Origin of the sequence: Paenibacillus septentrionalis (assembly GCF_042659865.1) — a bacterium.
Classification (GTDB): domain Bacteria; phylum Bacillota; class Bacilli; order Paenibacillales; family Paenibacillaceae; genus Pristimantibacillus; species Pristimantibacillus septentrionalis.
Genome location: NZ_JBHSTE010000003.1, coordinates 202,421 through 225,614, shown reverse-complemented (window position 1 = coordinate 225,614; position 23,194 = coordinate 202,421). Strand labels below are relative to the sequence as shown.

At 44.6% G+C, this 23,194-nt stretch carries 17 protein-coding genes; 15 read left to right on the top strand and 2 right to left on the bottom strand.

The genetic code is table 11. The features are described from left to right. Positions 1-75: 75 nt before the first annotated feature. Positions 76-1,284 (top strand): hypothetical protein, encoded by a 1,209-nt coding sequence (locus ACFP56_RS09430; RefSeq protein ID WP_379233697.1) that lies wholly within the window; start codon positions 76-78, stop codon positions 1,282-1,284. 70 nt (positions 1,285-1,354) lie between these two features. Continuing rightward, positions 1,355-2,467, top strand: coding sequence for a S1C family serine protease (locus tag ACFP56_RS09425; RefSeq protein WP_379233695.1), 1,113 nt, complete (start codon positions 1,355-1,357; stop codon positions 2,465-2,467). 89 nt (positions 2,468-2,556) lie between these two features. On the opposite strand, the gene ACFP56_RS09420 is transcribed toward ACFP56_RS09425, so the two are convergent. Further along, positions 2,557-3,456: a hypothetical protein gene (locus ACFP56_RS09420; protein WP_379233693.1), complete on the bottom strand. Its 900-nt coding sequence runs from the start codon at positions 3,454-3,456 to the stop codon at positions 2,557-2,559. 220 nt (positions 3,457-3,676) lie between these two features. Here ACFP56_RS09420 and ACFP56_RS09415 point away from each other — a divergent pair, with 220 nt between their 5' ends. After that, the gene (locus tag ACFP56_RS09415; RefSeq protein WP_379234651.1) at positions 3,677-5,038 is read left to right on the top strand and encodes an IS1182 family transposase; all 1,362 of its coding nucleotides are present in this window, start codon (positions 3,677-3,679) and stop codon (positions 5,036-5,038) included. A 163-nt stretch (positions 5,039-5,201) separates the two neighbouring features. On the opposite strand, the gene ACFP56_RS09410 is transcribed toward ACFP56_RS09415, so the two are convergent. Beyond that, on the bottom strand, positions 5,202-5,810 hold the full coding sequence (locus ACFP56_RS09410; protein WP_379233691.1) for a superoxide dismutase: 609 nt from the start codon (positions 5,808-5,810) through the stop codon (positions 5,202-5,204). A gap of 301 nt (positions 5,811-6,111) precedes the next feature. On the opposite strand from ACFP56_RS09410, the gene ACFP56_RS09405 reads away from it, so the two are divergent. The 12 genes from ACFP56_RS09405 to ACFP56_RS09350 all read left to right on the top strand — a co-directional run bounded on the left by ACFP56_RS09405 (position 6,112) and on the right by ACFP56_RS09350 (position 23,123). Continuing rightward, complete coding sequence (locus ACFP56_RS09405) at positions 6,112-6,537, top strand: GNAT family N-acetyltransferase (protein WP_379233689.1); 426 nt, start codon at positions 6,112-6,114, stop codon at positions 6,535-6,537. 530 nt (positions 6,538-7,067) lie between these two features. Beyond that, the gene (locus tag ACFP56_RS09400; protein WP_379233687.1) at positions 7,068-14,123 is read left to right on the top strand and encodes a carboxypeptidase regulatory-like domain-containing protein; all 7,056 of its coding nucleotides are present in this window, start codon (positions 7,068-7,070) and stop codon (positions 14,121-14,123) included. Positions 14,124-14,236: 113 nt separating this feature from the next. Further along, the gene (gene srtB / locus ACFP56_RS09395; protein ID WP_379233685.1) at positions 14,237-15,007 is read left to right on the top strand and encodes a class B sortase; all 771 of its coding nucleotides are present in this window, start codon (positions 14,237-14,239) and stop codon (positions 15,005-15,007) included. Between the two features lie 230 nt (positions 15,008-15,237). Next, entirely contained in the window at positions 15,238-16,269 is a 1,032-nt protein-coding gene (locus ACFP56_RS09390; protein ID WP_379233683.1) for an alpha/beta hydrolase family protein, read from the top strand. A 296-nt stretch (positions 16,270-16,565) separates the two neighbouring features. Continuing rightward, on the top strand, positions 16,566-17,507 hold the full coding sequence (locus ACFP56_RS09385; RefSeq protein ID WP_379233681.1) for a copper amine oxidase N-terminal domain-containing protein: 942 nt from the start codon (positions 16,566-16,568) through the stop codon (positions 17,505-17,507). Positions 17,508-17,684: 177 nt separating this feature from the next. Then, complete coding sequence (locus tag ACFP56_RS09380) at positions 17,685-18,236, top strand: DUF402 domain-containing protein (RefSeq protein WP_379233679.1); 552 nt, start codon at positions 17,685-17,687, stop codon at positions 18,234-18,236. A gap of 4 nt (positions 18,237-18,240) precedes the next feature. Beyond that, on the top strand, positions 18,241-18,765 hold the full coding sequence (gene lepB / locus ACFP56_RS09375; RefSeq protein WP_379233677.1) for a signal peptidase I: 525 nt from the start codon (positions 18,241-18,243) through the stop codon (positions 18,763-18,765). Positions 18,766-18,780: 15 nt separating this feature from the next. Beyond that, positions 18,781-19,218, top strand: coding sequence for a ribonuclease HI (gene rnhA, locus ACFP56_RS09370; RefSeq protein ID WP_379233675.1), 438 nt, complete (start codon positions 18,781-18,783; stop codon positions 19,216-19,218). Beyond that, complete coding sequence (gene queG / locus ACFP56_RS09365; RefSeq protein WP_379233672.1) at positions 19,218-20,366, top strand: tRNA epoxyqueuosine(34) reductase QueG; 1,149 nt, start codon at positions 19,218-19,220, stop codon at positions 20,364-20,366. Before rnhA ends, queG begins: the two co-directional genes overlap by 1 nt. 90 nt (positions 20,367-20,456) lie before the next feature. Beyond that, positions 20,457-20,714: a YneF family protein gene (locus ACFP56_RS09360; RefSeq protein ID WP_379233670.1), complete on the top strand. Its 258-nt coding sequence runs from the start codon at positions 20,457-20,459 to the stop codon at positions 20,712-20,714. Between the two features lie 32 nt (positions 20,715-20,746). After that, the gene (folE, locus tag ACFP56_RS09355) at positions 20,747-21,337 is read left to right on the top strand and encodes a GTP cyclohydrolase I FolE (protein WP_379233668.1); all 591 of its coding nucleotides are present in this window, start codon (positions 20,747-20,749) and stop codon (positions 21,335-21,337) included. A 307-nt stretch (positions 21,338-21,644) separates the two neighbouring features. Beyond that, the gene (locus tag ACFP56_RS09350; protein ID WP_379233666.1) at positions 21,645-23,123 is read left to right on the top strand and encodes a UDP-N-acetylmuramoyl-L-alanyl-D-glutamate--2,6-diaminopimelate ligase; all 1,479 of its coding nucleotides are present in this window, start codon (positions 21,645-21,647) and stop codon (positions 23,121-23,123) included. The last annotated feature ends 71 nt before the right edge of the window (positions 23,124-23,194 follow it).

Genomic DNA, 23,194 nt, shown 5'->3' with positions numbered 1-23,194 from the left:
GCAAAAGTGTATTGTCATCACTGCGAAAGAAGCTTTGCTGAGGATGCTATATACTGTAGTCAATGTGGAAGGAAATTGCTTCAGCACAATATAACTGGAATCCAAAAGGTCGGGATTTGGCCCGAAGATGGAACACATGAGCTTGGTGATGATACGGCCTCTATTGCGTCTGAGCAAAAAAAACGCGTTGGACAAGCAGATGAGCATCAAGCAGATAAAAAAAGAAGCAATAATTTTGCAATCAAAGCTACAGTTGGATTGATTATCATTTTTGTTGTGATTACAGGATGCTTGTTCCGTTATTATAAGCTTGAGCTTTCCGTAAATGAGGATGTGCTTAGCCTTCAATCAAAAGCAAAGGTGGAGGCGCTCGCGGGCAATTACGAGAAAGCGCTTGAGCTGCTGCAGAAAGCGATTGCTTTACGACCGCATTTTAATGCATTAACGGAGGACGAAAGCATCGTCTATCATGCGATTCGCATTCAGCGTATGGGGGATGAGCTTGAGCAAACGATTAGGCTAAGCAAGGAAGGCGAAGCAGAGCTTCAGCTCGAAGAGCTGAGACAAGAGCTAAAAGGCTACAAGGAACCATTATTCGACAAGCATCGTGAACGTTTGGAAGAGCTGAATATGAAGTTTACGGTATTGAGCTTGACTAATGAACTGGCCAGACTTGGTACGATTGAGGACCTTGGAAATTTGCTAAATGTCGTGAATGGTTTGATTGGAGAAGAAGCGACTACCTTGAAGGATCAAATTGTTGAACGTATTCGCACGACTGCCACTGCAGAGGTCAATGCATTGCTTGATCGTAAACGGTACACGTCTGCAATCTCGATTACGGATGAAGCGCTTGGCTGGGTTCGTGGAGATGATGTGCTTATGGATTTGAAGCAGCGCGTAAAGCAGGAGCAAGCAGCTTATGCACTAGCTGAGGAAGAGCGGATTCAACGTGCGATGGAGGAAGCTGCTGCAGAGGATTATATAAATCAGACAGCAGCTATTGAGCTGATTGAATTTGAAAAAGGGTTGAATGAGTTAGGAGATATTGTCATCGTTGCGGATATGAAAAACGTAGCGACGCGTGCTATCTATAATGTATCCATTACGTACAAGATTGAAAACGAGGACGGAACACTCATTAGAAGCGGAAAAACGGGCGTAACCCCAGACTACATTGCATCAGGAGAAGGAATGAAATTTACGGTAATCTTGCCTGATGATACAGATTATGAGGATACAATTAATCTTAAGATTGTAGAGAGCTCATGGAGCCTGGAATAGCCTCGACCATCTGTTTTATGTTAAGAAGGGTTGAGCAGCTGCATCGTGTTTTTGTGTTAGGAGGAGAGGTATGAACTGGAGAGCTGTACTGGTCTTTCTCGGTATTCTCCTTATGCTGGGTGGAGGTTTTGTTACCTATTTTGAATTAAAGGAAATGATCCCGAGACAGTTGAAAGGAGCGCCATTGCTTGCAGTCGGGGAAAAAACAAAATCACTGAAGGACATTATTTTTGAAACACAAAAATATGTAGTGATGATTGAAACGGACTCAGGCAATCAAGGATCTGGATTTTTGTATAATGACAAGGGCGATTTAATTACAAATGCCCATGTTGTGTCTGGCGTGCGGCATGTTCGGGTGAAAACTGCGGATGCACGTGAATTAGTAGGTGAAGTGATAGGCATCAGTACGGAAATCGATGTAGCAGTTGTTAGAGTTCCAGAGCTTGCAGGCCATGACAGTCTGAATCTAGTAAAGTATGAAAAAGCAAGTGTTGGGGATGAGGTGCTGTCAATTGGCAGTCCACTTGGGCTGCACAACACGGTGACAACAGGCATGATTAGTGGTGTTGGACGAAGCTTGCTCATTTCGCCATATACCTATAACGATTTGTATCAGATCTCTACACCGATCTCGCATGGCAATAGTGGAGGTCCGCTTGTAGATACGACTACTGGATCAGTGCTCGGCATTAACTCTGCGGGCTTGGAAAACAGCTCGATTGGCTTCAGTATTCCGATTGTAAATGTGCTCCCTCTCATTGAGGGCTGGTCATTAGAGCCAATGACGATGCTTCCTGGTATTTCATTAACCGATGGTGAACAGACGTTGGTGGAGGATAAGCAGCCGCTTGACCAGATGGCGAGCTATCTCGTGAAGCACTTTTATGATGCAATCAATATCGGTGACTATGTATATGCTTACACGTTGCTCGGGGTTGATTGGCAGGAAAGCACAAGCTATGTAAAGTTCAGGGATAGCCTGATTCATTTGCGTAATATTTCAATTGATGATGAGCATATCTCGCTTACAGATGATGAAGCAATGGTTACCGTTGTTATTTCCGCGGATGAACGAGTGGACGGCTCCTACAAATTTGTTAAGCAGCAAATCACGTTTCGCGTAGGCTATGATGATGACCAACTAAAGCTGCTTAATAGCAAAAGCAAATATTTGCAATAAATTAGACTAACGTTAGTTTCAGCAAAAAAGTATCCCTGCCAACAAGGATTCAAGTTGGAGGGATACTTTTTTTCGCTTTTATCAGTTTATTATGCGTAAAGGAGTTCAATGCTGATTTGGTCATGCGGCTGCAGCTGATGGCTCAACAGCGATTCTGAGATAGCACGCCCATTTGTACTTAGCTCATAGTTGACGTTTCCGCCAACAGCGATTCCGCTAACGACAAGAATATCGCCTTGCCCAGAGAGCTGGATCGCACCAGTACTGCTTAGCGCATCGTACACAGTAATACCTGGCTGATACTGAACGCGATAAGTTGCGGTAGCGTTAGGATATACCGTGCCCCCGTTAATGTTTACATAAACATCTTCTTCACGCGGTCCTCCAATAGGAAGAGGTAGCGGGATAGGGAGAACAGGCCCTAATGCTCCAGGCCCCCAAGGTCCAGGTCCCCAAGGTCCAGGTCCCCAAGGTCCAGGCCCCCAAGGTCCAGGTCCCCAAGGTCCAGGTCCCCAAGGTCCAGGTCCCCAAGGTCCAGGCCCCCAAGGCCCAGGTCCCCAAGGTCCGTGCCCATGTCCATGCCCATGTCCATGCCCGTGCCCATGTCCATGCCCATCATGACCAGGTCCATGCTGAGGCGTAGGTCTATCTGTTGTTGATTCTTGATCTGATTCATAAGAGCTCCATTCGAAATTTTGCCATTCTTCTTCACGCGGTACTGCAGGTGTCGGGATTGGCTGCAACAGCGTTTGTCCTGGAGCTAATGGCTGCAGCGGCTGCGAATATGGTCCAGGTCCCCAAGGTCCAGGTGCCCACGGGCCAGTTCCCCATGGTTGACCATAAGGCTGCCCCCAAGGGGCAAATGGTCCAGGTCCAACGATTGGTGGGAAAACAACTGGAGGTACAGGCACAACTACAGGGGAGCCAAAGGCTTGACGGCAATCACACGGATTTGATGGTGGTTGAAAATACAATTGTTCGCTACTCATGTAAGTATTCAAACTCCTTTGTGAGTGAATTAGGCATTCGTCCTGCAGTAGCTTATGCGCGCCCATGGAAATGGGTTCCATATCGCATCGGTAAATACACAAAAAAAAGCAGCCTGAACATAGTGTTCAGGCTGCTCAGACTGTCGACAAAGTCCAAAGGACTTTATCGGCAGTCTTTTTTGCTTTAAAATAGAATGAACTAATCTGGAGGTGAGAAATGATGCTTACGAAGCAAACGTCAGAAAATCGAGTGCAACTTGAAATGGTCGCGCTAGAACAACTCGTACCTGAGCATCATCTTGTTCGTAAGATGGAAGCGGCTTTAGATTTTTCATTCATCTATGATCTCGTGAAGGATCTGTATGCTGAAAATGGACGTCCTAGTATTGACCCTGTTATTCTCATTAAATTATCGATCATTCAGTATACATTTGGGATTCGTTCGATGCGTAAAACCATTGAGGAAGTCGAAACGAACGTTGCCTACCGTTGGTTCTTGGGCTATGGATTTTATGACAAGGTCCCTCACTTCTCCACCTTTAGTAAAAACTATGAACGGAGATTCAAGGATACGGACCTCTTTGAGCAAATCTTTTATCGGATTCTGCGAGTCGCTGCGGAGAAAAAACTATTAAGCCCTGAGCATGTATTTGTGGACTCCACACATGTCAAAGCAAGTGCAAACAAACGTAAATTTGAAAAGAAGATGGTGCGTAAAGAGACGCGCGCCTATCAATCGATGCTTGAAACAGAAATCAATCAAGACCGTGAAGAACACGAAAAAAAGCCTTTCCCTCCAGATAAGTTCCAGGGTGATGAAGAAGAAAAAGAGATAAAAGAAAGCACGACAGATCCAGAGAGCGGCTATTACGTCAAAGATGAGCGAACGAAGCAATTTGCTTATTCGTTTCATGCCGCATCCGACCGAAATGGCTTTGTTTTAAGTGCAAAGGTTACACCTGGGAATGTTCATGACAGTCATCTTTTAGTACCGCTAGTTGAACAAGTAACGAAACATGTAGGAAAACCCAAAGCTGTAGCTGCAGATGCTGCTTACAAAACACCCGCCCTTACGAAGTATTTGTTAGACCAAAAGATGTTACCTGTATTACCTTACACAAGACCACGTACCAAAACAGGATTCTTTTACAAACACGACTACGTATATGACGAGCATTATGACTGTTATCTATGCCCAGAGGGCCAAGTTCTTCGTTATTCGACGACGAACAAGGAAGGATATCGTGAATATAAATCGTTACGTACAGTCTGTCAGCAATGTCCATCCATAGCAAGATGTACGACGAGTCAAAGTAAACAAAAGGTCGTTACTCGACATATCTGGCAGGAATACATAGAAGAAACGGAGCACTTGCGACATCGTTTTGACGTGAAGCAGATCTACGCAAAACGAAAAGAAACGATTGAGCGTGTATTTGCAGACGCCAAAGAAAAGCATGGCATGCGATGGACAACCCTAAGAGGGCTGAAAAAATTGTCCATGCAGGCGATGCTTACGTTTGCTGCCATGAATTTAAAGAAGATAGCAAACTGGACGTGGCAAGGTCCGGAATACGCATAACAAGTACAATCGAGAACGTACAACTAGCACTTAAGTTCATAAAAAATCCTTTAAAAGTGCTTAAAGGGACTTAGAATCGACGATTCTAAGTCCCTTTTGTCATCAATCTGAGCAGCCTGAACATAGTGTTCAGGCTGCTCACGTTCATTAGGATGAACGTCTCTTAAAGAGCTGCTTCGTAGCGTTTGCCAACTTCGTCCCAGTTTACAACGTTCCAGAACGCTGCAATGTAGTCAGGACGTTTGTTTTGGTAGTTTAAGTAGTAAGCATGCTCCCATACATCTAGACCAAGAACAGGAGTTTTACCTTCCATAATTGGGCTATCTTGGTTTGGCAGGCTGTATACTTCAATCTCGCCGTTGTTCACAGCAAGGAATGCCCAGCCGCTACCGAAACGAGTTGTAGCTGCTTTAGCGAATTCAGCTTTGAAGTTGTCGAAGCTGCCAAATTTGCTGTCAATTGCCGCAGCAAGCTTGCCAGTTGGAGCGCCACCGCCGTTAGGACCGATTGTTTCCCAGAAAAGGCTGTGGTTAGCATGTCCGCCACCATTGTTGCGAACAGCAGTGCGAATTGCTTCAGGTACGCTGTCAAGGTTAGCGATAAGCTCTTCCACTGATTTGCTTTGTAGCTCAGGAGCTGATTCCAAAGCTGCGTTAAGGTTTGTTACATAAGTATTGTGATGACGGCCATGGTGAATCTCCATCGTCAAAGCATCGATGTGCGGCTCAAGAGCATTATGAGCATATGGTAGTGCTGGTAGTTGATGTGCCATTTTTATAACCTCCAATTAATTATGTAGTTACTTTATTTATTATCACCCATTTGGCAGAATAAAGCAACATTCGTGTTGAAAAAGTACGTTGTATTTTTAAGCCCAGCCTAGTTTGCTGCCATACTTGTCAACTTATACATATTAATCAAAAAAATACGCTTACAGGCGTAAATGATAGCGTTTGCAAGAAAAAATAATGTTCATTTACACAAATTCAATATATAATATGTCTAAATAAAAAGGATTTTACTAGAAACTGTCGCATTATGTTCTGGTATTGAACTTTTAGAAGTAGGTGTAAATGATGAATATACGTTCGATTCAATTGGCTGATTATCGCAGTGTCAAAGAGCTCTTTGAAGAAGTGCTTTCTGAAGAAGTATGTGAACAGACGTTAGTTGCATTTGGCCGTCAACTCGGCTGGGATAGCGATCTAGTCATCGTTGCAGAAGCTGACAATGACATAGTTGGCGTAATCATAGGCACCATAGATAACAACAAGGGATATTACTATCGCATTGTTATTGCGAAGGCGTATCAGGAGCAAGAGGTTGACAAGCAGCTAATATCAGCATTAAAGCAGCGCTTTGATCAAAAGAAAGTTTCGAAGATTTATGTTACGGCTGACGAGACTAACGAACCGATTTTTCCATTATTTGAATCGTTAGGTTTTGCAGCAACTGACTTTATTAAATCATTTAAAAAATTAAGTATAGTTGCAGGTTAGTTCGGACAAGCCATTTTATAAGCATTTGCTGTGGATTTTCATGGCGAATGCTTTTTTGTATAGCAAACCATAATAGGTAGAATGCAGGCCGTGCCTTATCAAGCTGATAAGACACGGCCTGTTTTTATTTTCCAAAAATAGAAACATAAAACTAAAACTAAAACGAAATAATAGGATGATTAGAGCTCATTTGTAGCTTGTACAGAAATTGTTCAGAAATTTTTTAGATTGATTTCGTATACTGGGAACAAAATGCACAAAAATTGGAAGAGCCGTGACTTTGAAAGGAGGTGAGAGGAATAGTCATTGGCTCGATTAAAGGGTTGCGTTTACTAAACGCTTCATGTTTGACTTGCTTAACGGCTTGTCTTCATACCCCTTCAAAGGCGTTTACGTATTCTGCAAACGAGAATTAATACACTGGAAGAAGAGAGGCAGACCTTATGTATTGCTGCAACCCTTCCAGTGAACTGGCTGCGTTTGTCAGCAAACATAGGTATCGCTCTCTCAACCGAGAAAAGGAGAGAAGGATGAAGAGAGTTAATACCGCAATACTTGCAGTGCTTTTGGTGCTTCAGGTCATCTTTGCACCGATTACAGCGTTTGCTGAAAATGATCCTCTGACACCGCCACCAGCTACGAGTGAATCAGAGGAAAGCACACTTCCAGCTGATGATGCAGCACAAGCACCAGAGGAAGGCACTGCAACTAGTCCTGAAGATGGGACAGAAGCAACACCTGAGGATGGAGCAGAAGCAACACCTGAGGATGGAGCAGAAGCGACTCCAGAGGATGGAGTAGAAACAACACCTGAGGATGGAGCAGAAGCGACTCCTGAGGATGGAGCAGAAGCGACTCCGGAGGATGGAACAGAAGCGACTCCTGAGGATGGAGCAGAAGCAACACCTGAGGATAATGAAGAAGAGAATGCTCCTGAATCGGAAGAAGAACTAGCAATGATGGCTTTTCTAGCTACAGAGCTTGAAGCAACAGATATTGCTATGAAATTTGTAGGTCTGAATCTTTTTAGCGCAAGTGGTCAACTCATAGCAGATGCCGATGATTTAGCTGCCTACACAGGTCCTAATCCTAAAAAAGGTGATACTGTACATTTACAGTACGAGTTCGAAATAGATCCATCAATGGATTATGGAGTAGGATCTACTTTCACCTTCCAATTGCCCGCTCATATGATTGAAGAGCAAACTCCTGGTTCATTTAATCAAAGAAGAGAATTGGAAGAGACAGATGGCTGGCTCGCATATCACTCTACGTACAATGCGACTTCCAAGGAAGTAACGGTAACGTTGGACAGCGATCTGGAGTCAGGCTCGCCCGGTACAATCTTCTTCAGATTCATTGCAAAGTTTGATAACTTTGCAGATGAGAGTGAGCTTGAGCAAGTGTTAGATATTCCTGTTTTAGGATCGGCAAATGTTATGCTTCCGTTTGTATTTGATCCGATTGGTAGCGGGAGCTTAATTACAAAAGGTGCTGGAGCCATTGAACGTGATGCCGAAGGAACTGTAACGATTCCATGGACGGTCTGGGTGAACACAGCTGGACAGAAGCTTGAAGGGGCCAGTTTGGATGATCAGCCGGATTCTAAGCATGAATTGACAGGGGCTATTACAGTCGAACAGTATAAGGTTGGGTTGGCTGGCTTTGATCGAAACAATCCGGGTACTGTTGTCTCTACGGATAACAGCGCTGCTGCTTTCCCTATTAATCTGCAGGATGGTTATTTTGCTTACAAAGTAACGTATTACACGGAAGTAACTGCAGATCCGACCTCATCAAGCATGAGATATACAAATATTGCTGAGTTAACTGGAAATGGTATTCCAGCTAATACCAAAGTTGATGCAGGTCAAACTGTTCAATACGGACCAAGCCTCGAGAAAAATCACGAGAGCCTTGATAACTACCGTGGCAAATATGAATCAAAATGGCAGATTAAGTACAACTGGCTCGGGGAGAAAATTGATGCTGGTGAGGCAAAGCTTACAGATAAGATGGAAGGTGAGCTCACTGGAACTGGTAAGCACAAAATTGACTATACAACCTTCAAGGTGTATCAAGTAACATTGTCTAACGATGGTCAAAATGCTGAAAATTTAACGCTCGTAGATCCAAACGACTATGACCTCATTTCTGAAGACTATAGCTTCGAGCTTGACTTCAGCAAGCAGGCCAATAGTGAGGGGAAAGTGACTGCCGCTTACCTTATTGAGTATCAGACCGTGCTTGAGGATGAGTTCGTTACTTATGATAATAGGGGTACGATTACCAACACGGTAACGAGAGAGGATAGTGGTGAGTCCAAGACTGCAACGGTAAATCTGACGCCGAACATCTTTGTTAAAACAGGTGGCGGGACCATTGATTATGCGAACAAAACGATTACATGGACCTTGACCATTCGAGCTGAAAAAGAGTTAAGGAACTTTGTCGTTGAGGATGCATTTACAACGGTTCAACGAGATACTGTAGATTCTCTAAAGCATACGCTAACAGAGTGGGAAGGATCAGATTTCTTCCGCGTTACGGGTGCAAATGGATTAACAGTTACGATTACAGACCCGAACGACAATGCTCCAGCTGCTGGTATTGAAGGTTTCAAGGTGGCAATTGACAGCATTCCTGCAGAGCGTCTCGTTACCATTCAATACAAAACTAAGTTTGACATTAAGCCAAACGGCGGAGTTGCAAGGGAGTATGAAAATACCGCTAATGCAACATGGGAAGGTATTACTAGTACAAACAACGAGGCATTAGACTCAGCTAGTTATAGACCAGGCACCACTACCGTAGACAATGGTTACAAGCGAGTGAATGTGTACAATGACACTCAAGAATTTGCTTGGCGCGTAGCAGTGAATATTAACAAGCAGGATATTAATGGAGCGACATTAACAGATACGTTAGGCAGCGGTCATTACATTCCTGTTCCAAATGGTACTTTGAAGGATCAAATTACAGTTACGAGATTGGATTTACGCACAGAAGATGGAGTAACAACAAATCAGCCTCAGCTAGATCCATCTAAATGGGACGTTACCGAAAGTTTAACAGACGCAGACGGAAAAGTAACAGGCTTCGTCATAACTTTTACAGGTTTAACGCCAACGGAGAATCGTGAAGCGTACTTAATCGAGTACAAATCAAAGGATTCCGATGACATCTATGGTCAGCCGGGAACTAACGCTACACAATACACAAATACAGCCGTATTTCGTACACCGCATGATGGCAGCTATGAACACACGGAAACAGCAACGATTAGCAGCCATGCAAATGAGCTCATCACGAAATCAGCTCAAGTACGTCCTGATGATGATGTTACGAATTGGACTGTTACGGTGAATGCTTCCAATTCAAAAATTGGAAATATCATCCTAACGGATAAACCATCATCCAACCAGAAGGTATTAACGAATACGTTCAAAAAGCAAGAGATTAAGTTGAATTCAGGTGGAACGTCAGATGTAGGAAGCTCAGTTGATATTGATCCTGACGATATTACGGTCAATGCTGATGGCAGCTTTAGTCTAGATCTCGGAAATCTAGATGGAAAAGGCTTTATCATTACGTATTCAACCTTTTTTCTAGGGGACGGCAATGCTGGAGAACCTATATCCAATGAAGCGTCAATTAATTATCATGGTTCTTCAGGTGCGGGAGTAAGCACGGAAGGCAGTGACCAGGATGTATTCAAGTACAGCGTTTCGGATACGGGTGCTTCCGGTACAAGAGGAACGCTGCAGCTCAAAAAGTTTGGTGTGAATCCTTTGACGGGTAACACTATCGAGCTTCCGGGCGTTAAATTCGAGCTGTGGAACAAAGCCAATAACGTGATGCTCTATGAGGGAACAACAAATGCTGATGGACTTGTTGCATTTGAAGACGTTCGCTACGGTCAGTATACATTGAGAGAAACGACACCGACTGGCTATGAAACTGCAACAGACATTACGATTACAATGGGTGCAGCTGTCGACACGTCAAGAAGCGGCAGACCTTACGTCATTAACAACTATGAGACTGTTGCTGTTACAGACGCTTGTCCAACGTTTACGCTAACTGTAAGGGACGTTGACGGACTTATTGATCCTAACAAAGAGATTAGGCTCGTTGATGGAAACAATGTGGAAGTTTATGCAGGTACGACTAATGATTTAGGCCAAGTAACGATGAATCGTCCAGGTACATCTGGTGCTATTGTGCAAGCAGGCGTATATACAGTCCTTGGCGCAGTGGATAATAGTGAGTTAGGTACAGTCACGGTTAAGTATACTGTTGGTGATTGCGAAGGAACAGTACAGCCGGCACCTGCTTGTTCACTCTTCACCATTGTAGTGAATGCAGAGAATGGAAGCCCAAGGCCGAATGTTGAAGTAACCTTAAAGACCACAGCTGGAGATATAGTTGCAACGGAAACTACGGACGACAATGGCAAATTCACGGTACCGACTACTGTAGCAGCAGGTACTTACAAGCTGTATGAAGAAAACCAGTTGCTCGGGAATGTCGTGATCAGTTATCTAGGAAATTGTGAAGCCGAACTGCAGGTAGCAAGAGTCTGCGAAATTTTTGTATTAACCGTTAGAGATGCAGATGGCGAGCCGCATGCAAATGCGACGGTAACGATTACCGATAAAAATGATCCAGCTAAAGTGGTGCCGCAGCCAGTTTCGAACACTGATGCAGATGGAGAAGTATCCATTATAAATCTTCCGCCGGGCACATATCTAGTAGCTGTAAATGGTGTTGCGATTAATGATGAATTTGTAGTTGGAACAGACTGTGCAGCAACCGTACAGCAGCCAATTGCTTGTCCAACCTTTGTCTTGACGCTGAAAGACGAGGATGGTCTAGTAACAGCTGACACAGAAGTTACAATTACGAATATCAACGATTCAGGCATTTCGTTCACAAGAACTGTAAATGCAAACGGTCAGGTTTCATTAGATTCGAGCTTGACTACTGCACCGCCAGGACAGTATCGCGTAACGATACCTGGCACGGGCAGCGATGCCAGCAAGGAACTGGGCACATTTAACCTGACGTATACAGGAGATTGCCAAGCTGAAGTAGAGAAGCTTCGTGCATGTTTCGTATACGAAATTACAGTTATCGCTCCAGACGGTGTAACACCAAAGGCTAATACACGCGTACTTGTTAAGGACAGCGCAGGCACTGAAATACCTTACACAACGAATGCTGCTGGAAAAATTTATTTGCCAACCTCACAGGCACCTGGTCCGGTAACCGTATATGAGGTTAATAGCGACAATACGACTGGTGAAGAGCTAGGTCAGGTTGTAGTCACGTACAAACAAGACTGCCAAGGCATCGTTATTAAAAATGCATGTCCAACCTTCACACTGATTGTCCACGATATCGATTCAATTACGGCAATTGCTAATTTGAATGTCGTGATTAAGGATGAGGCAGATGAGGTTGTAGCAACAGGTACGACAGACAGCAATGGTCAAATCGTATTTAACGATAAAACTAAGCTGCAGCAGGATGAAGCATATACGGTCGTGAGCCAATCTGGCGTAGAGCTTGGTGTCATTACAGTCAGCTACATCGATGAAGAATGTCGCGCAACAGTGATCATTCCTGAAAATGCATGTCCAGTCGTCACGATTACAGTGAACACAGAGAGTGGAAGCCCTAGACCTAATGTTGCAGTCACGCTCAAGGATACGGCAAATGCAGTCATTGCTACTGCAACAACGGATGAGAACGGTAAGTTCACGATTCCGACTACGGTAGCAGCTGGCACTTACAAGCTGTATGAACATCAACAGTATCTCGGCAATGTTGTCATTAGCTACCAAGGGGCTAATTGTGAGGCTGAATTGCAAGTATCAAGAGTGTGTGAAGTCTTTGTACTAACGGTAAATGATGCAGATGGCAGAACGCGTGCTACTGCAACCGTAACACTCGTTGATAAAGCGACGAATAATCCAGTAACGACTGTTACAACGGATACAACGGGTAAAGCTACGATTACGAATCTTGTACCTGGTCAATATGAAGTGTACGAGGGCACTACGAAGCTTGGTGAATTCGTAGTAGGAACAGACTGTGCAGCAACCGTACAGCCATTGCCTGCATGTCCAGCCTTCGTTCTGACATTGAAGGACGAGGACGGACTCGTAGCACCAGGGACAGAAGTTATGCTGACGAATACGACAACGAATTCTTCCTTCACAGGAACAGTTAACGAAGATAGTCAAGTTGTATTCTCTTCGACAACAGCGCCAGGACAATACCGTGTAACGATTGCCGGCTTTGGTGTTGAGGCAGGCAAGGAGCTAGGTACGTTTGTGGTATCTTACACAGGTAATTGCGAAGCTGAAGTTGAAAAACTTCGCGTATGTCCGGCATTCGAAATTACAGTTATCGGTCCAGACGGTGTAACACCTAAAGCGAATGCTCGCGTTATTGTCAAGGACAGCGCAGGTACTGAAAAAGTCTATATAACTGATGCAGATGGAAAAATCGTTCTGCCGACTAATCAGGCGCCAGGTCAAGTTACCGTATACGAAGCTAATAGCGACGATACGTTAGGCGCTGAGCTAGGCACGGTTACAGTTACGTACAAAAATCAGTGTCAAGGCATCGTGATTAAAAATGCATGTCCAACCTTTGTACTAACGGTAATCAATAGTGATTCTGCTCCTGTTGGCTCAAATGTGAAAGTTACAATTGTGAACCAAGCAGGTGAAATTGTAGAAACGGGCATTACCAATGCGAATGGTCAAATCGTATTTAGCGATAAGACCAAATTGCAGCAAGGTGAGACGTACACTGTACTGAATGAGTCAGGCAAAGAGCTTGGCGTCATTACCGTAAGCTACATTGATGAAATGTGCAGAGCGACTGTCGCGGTATCGGTAAATGCATGTCCAGTCTTTACGTTAACTATTCAAAACGTAAACGGTGCACCGCGCAAAGATGTCTCATTTGAAATTAGAGATGTAAGCCGAGTAGTGGTAATGGCAACAGGTACAACGGATGAAAATGGTCAGGCAACGATCCCTTATACGATTGAACCGGGGCTTTACACGGTATATGAGGGTGCAGTTTATCTTGGTACGATTAGTATAAAAGATAACTGTAATGCGTTAGTGAAGCCATATTACTGGCCAGATCCAACACCAGATCCAGTATCACCAGAACCAACGCCGGAGCCGTCACCAGAACCGACTCCAGGCCCAACACCAGATCCAACATCACCAGAACCGACTCCTGAACCAACACCAGATCCAACAACGCCTGCACCAACTCCAACACCTGGAGATGGCGATGTTTCCCCAATTGGAAACGGATCAGATGATGAAGTCAACCCAGGATCAGGCCCTAAGGATGGTGAGTCAGTGAGTGGCGTTAAGAAGCCAGATCCAAACAGTGGTGCTACAGGCAATAAAGGCACTAACGCTGGAGGTGCTTCGAATCATTTGCCAAAAACAGGTGATTCAATCTCTATGATGATTTGGTTGTTTGTAGGAAGCGGCCTACTTCTTGCAGCAATGCTGCTGCTCGGAAAAAGAAGAGTGCACAAGCAATAATGTTCTGAATGTTTAATCCCAGAATGCGTACATTCTTATAGGATGTACGCATTCCTTATTAGAGATATACCGAATCGTTTATCTGTCATGTCATAGATCGGGGCTGTATAACTGTGAAAAAACTGAAGTATCTACTGCTCATCATACTGGTTGGTATTTTTGTGTATAGCGGCATCAATATCGCAACGTACCTATACGATGGATACTTGAATCGTCAAATGAATGATCAACTGCGTCAGCAGTATGCGGCGGCTGTTCAAGCCAATGCTGAACCACCTGCAGAAAGCGGCATAGAACAAGAACCTTCCTCCCACCTCTTGCAGCAGCAGTATCAAGAACGGTTTAATGGCCTGCTTGAGGTTAATGCCGATATTGTAGGATGGCTCAGCATCGCAGGCACAGAGATAGATTATCCAGTCGTGCAGCATACGGACAATCAATATTACCTGAATCACAATATTGATCGAAAACGATCGTCTCATGGTGCGATTTTTATGGATTATCGAAATGAGAGCGTACTTACGGACACGCATACTGTTATTTATGGTCACCATATGAAGGATGGCAGCATGTTTGGCGAGTTGTTCCGTTATAAGGATGTGGCAACCTTTAAGGAGCATGCGATCATTACGTTAGACACATTGGAACAGCCTACTCGTTGGCAGATTTTTTCCGTCTATGTCTATTCCCCCGAGCATCAGTTTTTTCAGTATGAATTTGAGAGCAAGCAGGAGTACAGCGAATATTTGCATGCCATTGTTGACAGCTCGCTTTATCAGTCGGACATTGAGATTACGGCGGATGATCAATTGCTAACATTGGTTACGTGTACGTATGAGGTAAGCGATGCAAGATTTATTGTACATGCCAAACGAGTGGAATAGAGTGGTACGTTAGACGATCCATCTGAAGATCATGTCATGATCTTTGGGTGGTCGTCTTTTTTTGCTTTGGTAGGGTAGTTAATACGCATATAAAAGTATCTATTAGCTTGCTAGATGCAGGATTCTATCGTTTAAGGCAGAAAGACCATAGTAGGAATGAACAACAAGCTAATAAACGGACTGCGCAATCAAGTTTCATATAAAAAAAGCATGTAAAGGAGCTGGAAAAATTGGATTGGTCGACTGATGCATTAATCCGAGGATTGAACGAACAAACCGTTAGATTACGAGAACAGAAGCAGAGGGGCTTGTCTTCGATTGAGCGTCACCATCAAGCACTAGCAGCATTGCAACGGGCGCTGGGGGCATTTCCAGAGACGAAGATCCCACTTGAGCCACAGCTGCTCGAGCGCAGAGAGTATGACGACTTTTACTTGGAGCGGATTGCATACGGTACGATGGAGCATGTGAATGTTCCGGTGATGGTGTTAATCCCTAAATTTGCAGGAGCAGGTCCTTGGCCCGCTGTGCTTGCCTGTCATGGGCATGGCAGCGGTCAGCATGAAGCAATTGGCATGGATCAGTCGGGGAGTCTGCTAGAGGAACCAGGCATTCATAATCGATTTGCCGTTCAATTGGTCCGAAAGGGGATGCTGGTTGTAGTTCCTGAGATTATGGGATTTGGTGTACGGCGCATGTCTGAGGAAAAGAAGGCTGATGCCCACTATAATTCTTGCCCAACACTATCGGCACAACTGCTTGCTAATGGTAGAACGCTTGCTGGCATGCGGGTGTATGAAGCAATGCGTGCATTAGACTACCTGCAGGGACGCGATGATGTACAGCAAGATCGAATCGGAATATTTGGCTTTTCGGGCGGCGGGTTAATTGCAGCATATACAGCAGCATTGGACGAGCGTGTTAGGGCAACGGTGCTTTGTGGCTGGGTGAATACGTTTGCTGGCAGCATATTGGCGATGCGGCATTGTATCGATAACTACTTGCCAGGTATTGCGCTTGAGGCTGAACAGCCTGATCTTATCGGACTGATTGCGCCGCGAGCTTTATTTGTAGAAGCGGGTGAGCAGGATCAGATTTTTCCTATTGAGTATACAGTAAAGGCGCTTGCTGAGCTGCGTGAGACATATATACGGTTGGGGGCAGAGGAGAAGCTAGCAAGCGATATCCATAAGGGGGGACATCAAATATCTGGGGAAAGCTCGGTAGACTGGTTATATGAGCAGCTCATGGCAGAGGGTTAGTTGATATGGACGTTATGTTAAGCCAGAGCAAGGTGCGGGTCGGAAGCGAACATAAAATTACTGGAAGATCCGCACCACGCATAGAATAAGGGATTTTGGCATTAGTGAAGTGCAAATAAAACCAATTTAAGGTGCATTTAAACCGAGCCGCACTAAAACGTTTGCAAGTGCCTACTGCGCAAGGGTAAAATGTGCGGGCTGTCGCACTCTACGTGGATGCGTGGATGTAAGCACGAAAAAATTCGGCTTCACAGTTATGAAAATAATGATCTAATGAAAAAAGGAGTTTGATAGAAATGAAAAGGGCAGTAAGTCTTGTTTTAGCCGTTGTTTTGCTCATTACGATGCTTGGCAGTGTGTCGGCAGCTAAGGACGATGTACCGACTTTCAGGGTTGATGGAAGGTTGTTTGTTACGCCAGCTGGAGAGCCGCAACAATACATTAATAAGGAAAATCGCTATATGGCATCGTTGCGTTTAATTGCTAATGTAGTTGGGGTGGAAGGCAAGGACATCAAATGGGATAATACTAAGCAAATTGCGACCTTAACACGGGGCAGTAATACCGTTTCCGTTACTGTTGGCAAGAAGGAAATTACGGTTAATGGTTTATCCGTTACAATGGACACATCAGCTGAAATGAAGCAGGGGCGTGTATTTATTCCAGTTCGTTCTGTTGCAGAGGGGCTTGGTTTAAAGGTCAGCTATAATAAACATACCAATACCGTTAATTTTATGACAGGAACGGAGAAAGTAAGCGATAATTTCGACGACATCGGTTATAAACAGATTGAACAACTGCCAGTGACAGTCTCCGCTAACGGGCTTCAAGTTACGCTAGAAGAAGCTTATTTATTCAAAACTGATTCAGCGGAAGCTAAAGCATTACAGGATAGATATGGCTTTCAAAACTATAAGTCAGCGAATCATGTTTTATGGCTGACGGTCACAATTGCTAATCGAAGCAAGAATACAATCTCTTTTGAAAATTCTGATCTGGAGAAGAAGATAGCCGTAACACATGCACCTTCACGCAGTTTATCGCTTGCCCTAGCTACTAACAATCTTTTTGGTAACGGTGGAGATTACCTTAATAGTTGGTCCTTGTCGTCAAATGCCTCCATAACAGGAAATATCGCATTACTTGATTCTGACAATTCAAGGATAAAGTTTTTAACTATTGATATAAGCAATGAAGGTGTGACTAACACCATGAAACTAGCAGAGAAGATTGATTAATAAAAAGAGCGCGGAGTGAGTATTAAGAAATCGCTGCGTGCTCTTTGTGTCAAGCTTGTACAATTGAATTTGAATGAATAAATCCTGACATTCACAACTAGCAATTGTATGCAAAAAGAGACAGCGGCCTACTTCTTAGGGTATAATAATAGGCAATAAAGAAGGGAGGCATGCAGAATGAGTCGATTTAAGCATTGTGTGATCAAGAGCTTTAAGCATGATGGACATGTGCATCGTGTTTGGCAACAAAATTGGCTAGTTCCGCATGCTGAACTGCTCGAGCCGCATCAGCAGGAGGAAATGATCGTAATCGTTAACCAGCAAACACCGATTGTTGAGGCCAATGGCAAGCAGTGGGTGAGTCGTGTTCCTGCTGTTTCGTTTTTCATACCAGGCTGCTGGTACAATGTTGTAGCGCTGCTGGAAGATAGCGGGATTCGCTATTATTGCAACATTGCTTCGCCTCCTTATTACGCACAAGGGACGATTACGTATATCGATTATGACCTTGATGTGCTGCTAACGCTGGACGGAAGATGTGTCGTCGTGGATGAGGATGAATACGAACAACACAAGCAGCTATATCATTATTCTCACGTCGTTGAAGAAAAGGTTCGAGCAGGCCTTCACGAGTTGTTAAAGCGCATAGAAGAGGGAGAGGCGCCATTCCATGAACAGACCGTAAAATACTATTATAATAAGTGGATGGAGCTTAATGGAGAGGGGTAACGGCATGTTGTCAGAATTATGGGATTGGATTAAAACGATCGCCATTTCGTTTGTTATAGTATTTTTAGTACAAGCTTTTTTATTCTCGCCAGCTATTGTCAGCGGCAAATCAATGGAACCTACCCTGGTAGATAGAGAATGGCTATTTTCTAACAAGATTGTCTATTTGATCGGCTCGCCTAAGACGGGCGATATCGTTGTGCTGAACAATCCACGAATTGAAACAGAACCTAACAATAAATATTTTGTCAAGCGTGTCGTTGGTGTTGGCGGTGACCATATAGAAATCAAGAACGGAATGCTGTATCGCAACGGAGAGGCTGTTGAAGAAGACTACACGAACTCCGAGATCGAAGGCAACGAATCTATCGATCTAATTATCCCTGAAGGGCATTACTATGTGATGGGTGACAACCGCAAGCTGATGATGAGTAATGACAGTCGCAGCTTTGGTCCAATTGCTGAAGATGAGATTTTGGGTCGCATTGATGGCGTAATCTGGCCATTATCTGAATTTAAGTGGTTTTAACTGGAGGCCTGGCTTGTGAAGGAAGTTATGATCTATACGGACGGTGCTTGCTCAGGCAATCCTGGGCCAGGCGGTTATGGAGCGTTGTTGTTTTACGGCAAGCATGTCAAGGAGCTCAGCGGTGGTGATCGCGCAACAACTAATAATCGGATGGAGATTATGGCGGTCATTAAAGCGTTGGAGGTTTTAAAGGAGCCCTGCAAGGCTACGGTTTATAGCGATTCTGCTTATGTGGTGAACTGCTTTCAGAAGGGCTGGATATATGGCTGGATGCGCAATGGCTGGATGAACAGCAAGAAGGAGCCTGTTGAGAATCAAGATCTATGGAAGCAGCTGTGGAGCTTGATGAAGCAGCATCAGGTACAATATGTGAAAGTAAAAGGACATAGCGACAACGAGTTCAACAATCGCTGTGACGAGCTGGCTCGTGCCGCTATTAAGGGTTATAAATGATGAATATGAACCAATGGGCAACATTAAAAGAAGACATGAAGCAAGCAGCAAAGGATTTGGGTATTGACGCGATTGGGGTTGCGTCACCTGATCCTTTTGTTACGTTAAAGGAGCGATTAATCCGGCATCGGGAGCTAGGCAGAGAATCAGGATTTGAGCCAAAGGATCTGGATCGACGCACGGATCCATCGCTGCTGTTCGATCGTCCCAAATCAATAATTGCCATCGCGGTTGCCTATTCCTCCAAGCTGGAAAATGCTCCGAAATCGGAGGAAGGGGCAAGACGCGGAATTTTTGCCCGCGCATCCTGGGGAAATGATTACCACCATGTGCTGCGCGATCGTCTAAGCAAGCTGGAGAATTGGCTTCGTGAGCGCGTACCAGATCTTCGAGCGGAGAGCATGGTTGATACCGGAGAATTGTCTGATCGCGCGGTTGCCGAGCGCGCAGGAATAGGGTTTAGTGCAAAAAACTGCTCCATTATTAACCCAGAGCTAGGTTCATGGATATATCTTGGCGAGATGATCACGAATTTGCCGCTCGAGCCTGATGAGCAAGTAACGGAGCAATGCGGAAGCTGTACGAAATGCATAGATGCTTGTCCGACCGGTGCGCTTGTTGGTCCGGGAGAGCTGGATGCGCAGAAATGCGTCTCCTTTTTAACGCAGACGAAAACATTGCTTAGCGATGAATATATGCGTAAAATCGGCAATCGCTTGTATGGCTGTGATACCTGTCAGATCGTATGTCCGATTAATCGCGGGAAAAACTGGACGCAGCATGACGATCTTCAACCTGATCCTGAGCTCGCCAAGCCGCTGCTAATTCCATTGCTGTCGCTTAGCAATAAACAATTCAAGGAGCAATTCGGTCATGTTTCGGGTGCGTGGCGAGGTAAAAAGCCGATCCAGCGTAATGCGGTCATAGCACTTGGGAACTTTAAGGACGCCACAGCTGTACCAGCCTTAACAGAGGTGCTGATTAAAGACCCACGCGAGGTACTTCGTGCAACAGCTGCTTGGGCGCTTGGCAGAATTGGTACGCAGGCAGCGAGAGAGTCACTTGAACGAGCACTTGCACATGAAAAGGATGAAGCTGCGAGGACTAAGATAGAGCAAGCGTTGTCTCAGCAGAATACTGAGCAATAAGCACGAACATTTGTTGCTTAAATGCTTGCTTCATGATATGATACAGGGATGTCAAAGCTAACATTGTATTGAAAGGTCTAGGTGAACTATATGGCGTGGTATGATATTGTAATTCCTATTGTAACGCTTGTGGTTGGGCTAATTGGTGGATTTATCATCGGAGTATTTTATCTGCGCAAGCAGCTTGAAAATATGCAAAACAACCCAGAAATGATGCAGAAACAGCTTGCGAATATGAATCCTGAAATGATGCAAAAAATGGCAAAGCAAATGGGCTATAATTTGAACAGCAAGCAAATGCAAAAAGCACAGCAAATGATGAAAAATCAAAAGTTTCCTCGTAAATAATTATACGTAGGAGCAGGAGGGAGCGAACTAGGATGGCGGGCAAGAAAGATTACGTCAATTCCCAGGTTTCCAGCAACCGTGAAAAAATAGAAGAGCATATCAAGGAAATATTGAAGTTAATTGGCGAGGACGTTGAGCGTGAGGGGTTAATTGAAACACCGGCACGTGTCACGCGCATGTACGAGGAAATTTTCGCAGGCTACGAGGTTGAGCCGCGTGAAGTACTAGGTGCAGTATTTGATGAAAATCATGAAGAACTCGTCATTGTAAAGGATATTGTGTATTACAGTCAGTGTGAGCATCATATGGCGCCATTCTTTGGTAAAGTGCATATTGGGTATTTGCCAAGCGGTAAAATCGTTGGCCTTAGCAAACTGGCTCGTCTGGTTGAAGCCGTTACTCGCCGCTTGCAGGTTCAGGAGCGCATTACTTCAACAATCGCCAACGTGCTTGATGAGGAGCTGGATCCACAAGGCGTGTTTGTCGTAGTTGAAGGCGAGCATCTATGTATGTGTGCTCGAGGCATTAAAAAACCAGGCAGCAAAACGGTTACGACGGCAGCGCGAGGCTTGTATCAGCATGATCCTGCGCTACGATCTGAATTTATGCAATTAATCAAATAACAGCAAGATTATGATAGGCGTTCAACGGTTGCTATACTAGTTGAGCGCCTCTTTGCTTTCGCTCCTCATAAACTGTATACGAGGAACTAAATAGAGTATAATGGCGAGAGAGTTGCAAATACTTCATAGCACAATGAATGTTCATAATACTGCATACATCGTGACGAACCGAAGTAGCTATGGAAGCCATACTGCATCATGATCAGTAATGCGTATTAACGCTGGCATTGAATGCATAGCATTTATACAGGGAACATTTTTACGGGATCATTTTGGGCCGGAGTAATAGGCCAAGGGAGTGTTATAGATGAAATTAAAAGAGCTGATTCAGCCATTATTATTTGTAAATGTAACGGGTGACGTTGAAACGGAAGTGACAGGCATTCATAATGACTCGCGGGTTGTTGAAGCAGGCAATGTGTTTGTCTGTACGAAGGGTGCCAATATGGACGGGCATGACTACATTCCACAAGCAATTGAGCGAGGCGCTACCGTCATTGTCGTGGAACAGGAAGTCGAGCAGGTGGAGGGCATTGTTTATGTGCATGTGCCTAGTACTGTAAGAGCAGCCTCATTGATGGTGGATCGTTTTTACAGCTCTCCTACGTCTAAGCTGAAGCTGATTGGTGTTACAGGTACGAATGGAAAGACGACGACGACGAATTTGATTGAGCATTTGCTAACGTTCCACCAGCATGCGACCGGGGTAATCGGAACAATTGAAATTCGCTACCCGGGCTTTCAAGAAGAAGCGAAGCTTACGACGCCAGTTTGTTACGATTTGCAGCGTTATTTTCATAATATGGTGGAAGCAGACGTTGAGTACGGCGTAATGGAGGTATCCTCGCATGCGCTGCATCTGGGACGTGTCCATGGCTGTCAGTTCAAAACAGCGGTATTTACGAATTTGACACAGGATCATCTCGATTATCATAAGACGATGGATGCATATGGGCAAGCAAAAAGCCTGTTGTTTTCACAACTCGGCAATGACTACGCTCAGCCCAAATATGCTGTTCTGAACGCGGATGATCCTTGGAGTGAAGCTTATGCGGGTGTAACAAGCGCGCAATTGATCACGTACGGGTTAAGCGAGCAAGCGCTTGTACGAGCTACGGATATTAACATTACAGCTTCGGGCACAAGCTTCTCATTGCAAACGCCGATAGGAACAACAACGATTCAAACTTCGCTAATCGGTAAGTTCAATGTCTACAATCTATTGGCAGCGATTAGTGCCGTTTTGCCCGAGGGACTTACCTTGGAGCAGGTAAAAGCTGCAATCGAGGGTGTAAAAGGAGTAGCGGGACGCTTTGAGACGGTGCAGCAAGGGCAGCCTTTTGCAGTGGTCGTTGATTATGCACATACACCAGACAGTCTGGAAAATGTGCTGAATACAGCCCGTCAACTTGAGCCACGCAAGCTCATTTGCGTTGTTGGTTGTGGTGGTGATCGTGATCGTACAAAACGACCAATTATGGCCGATATTGCTATTCAATTAGCTGATTACGTGTACTTTACGTCAGACAATCCTCGAACGGAGGACCCTGCTGCGATACTAGAGGATATGACAGGTCATCTAAGTGCTGAACATTATACGTCAATTGTGGATCGCAAGGCTGCTATTGAACAAGCGATTGCAGGTGCAGGTGAAGGTGATATTATTGTCATTGCAGGCAAAGGTCATGAAAATTATCAAATTATCGGAACGGAAAAAACGCATTTTGATGATAAAGAAGTCGCGCGCGACAAACTGATCGAGCTCGGCTATAACGCTTCGTCTTAATTTGCAATTGTGATGCAATAAGGGCGCAGCATAGTCTATACCGCCAACAGGCAAGTAGCAGACTATGCTGC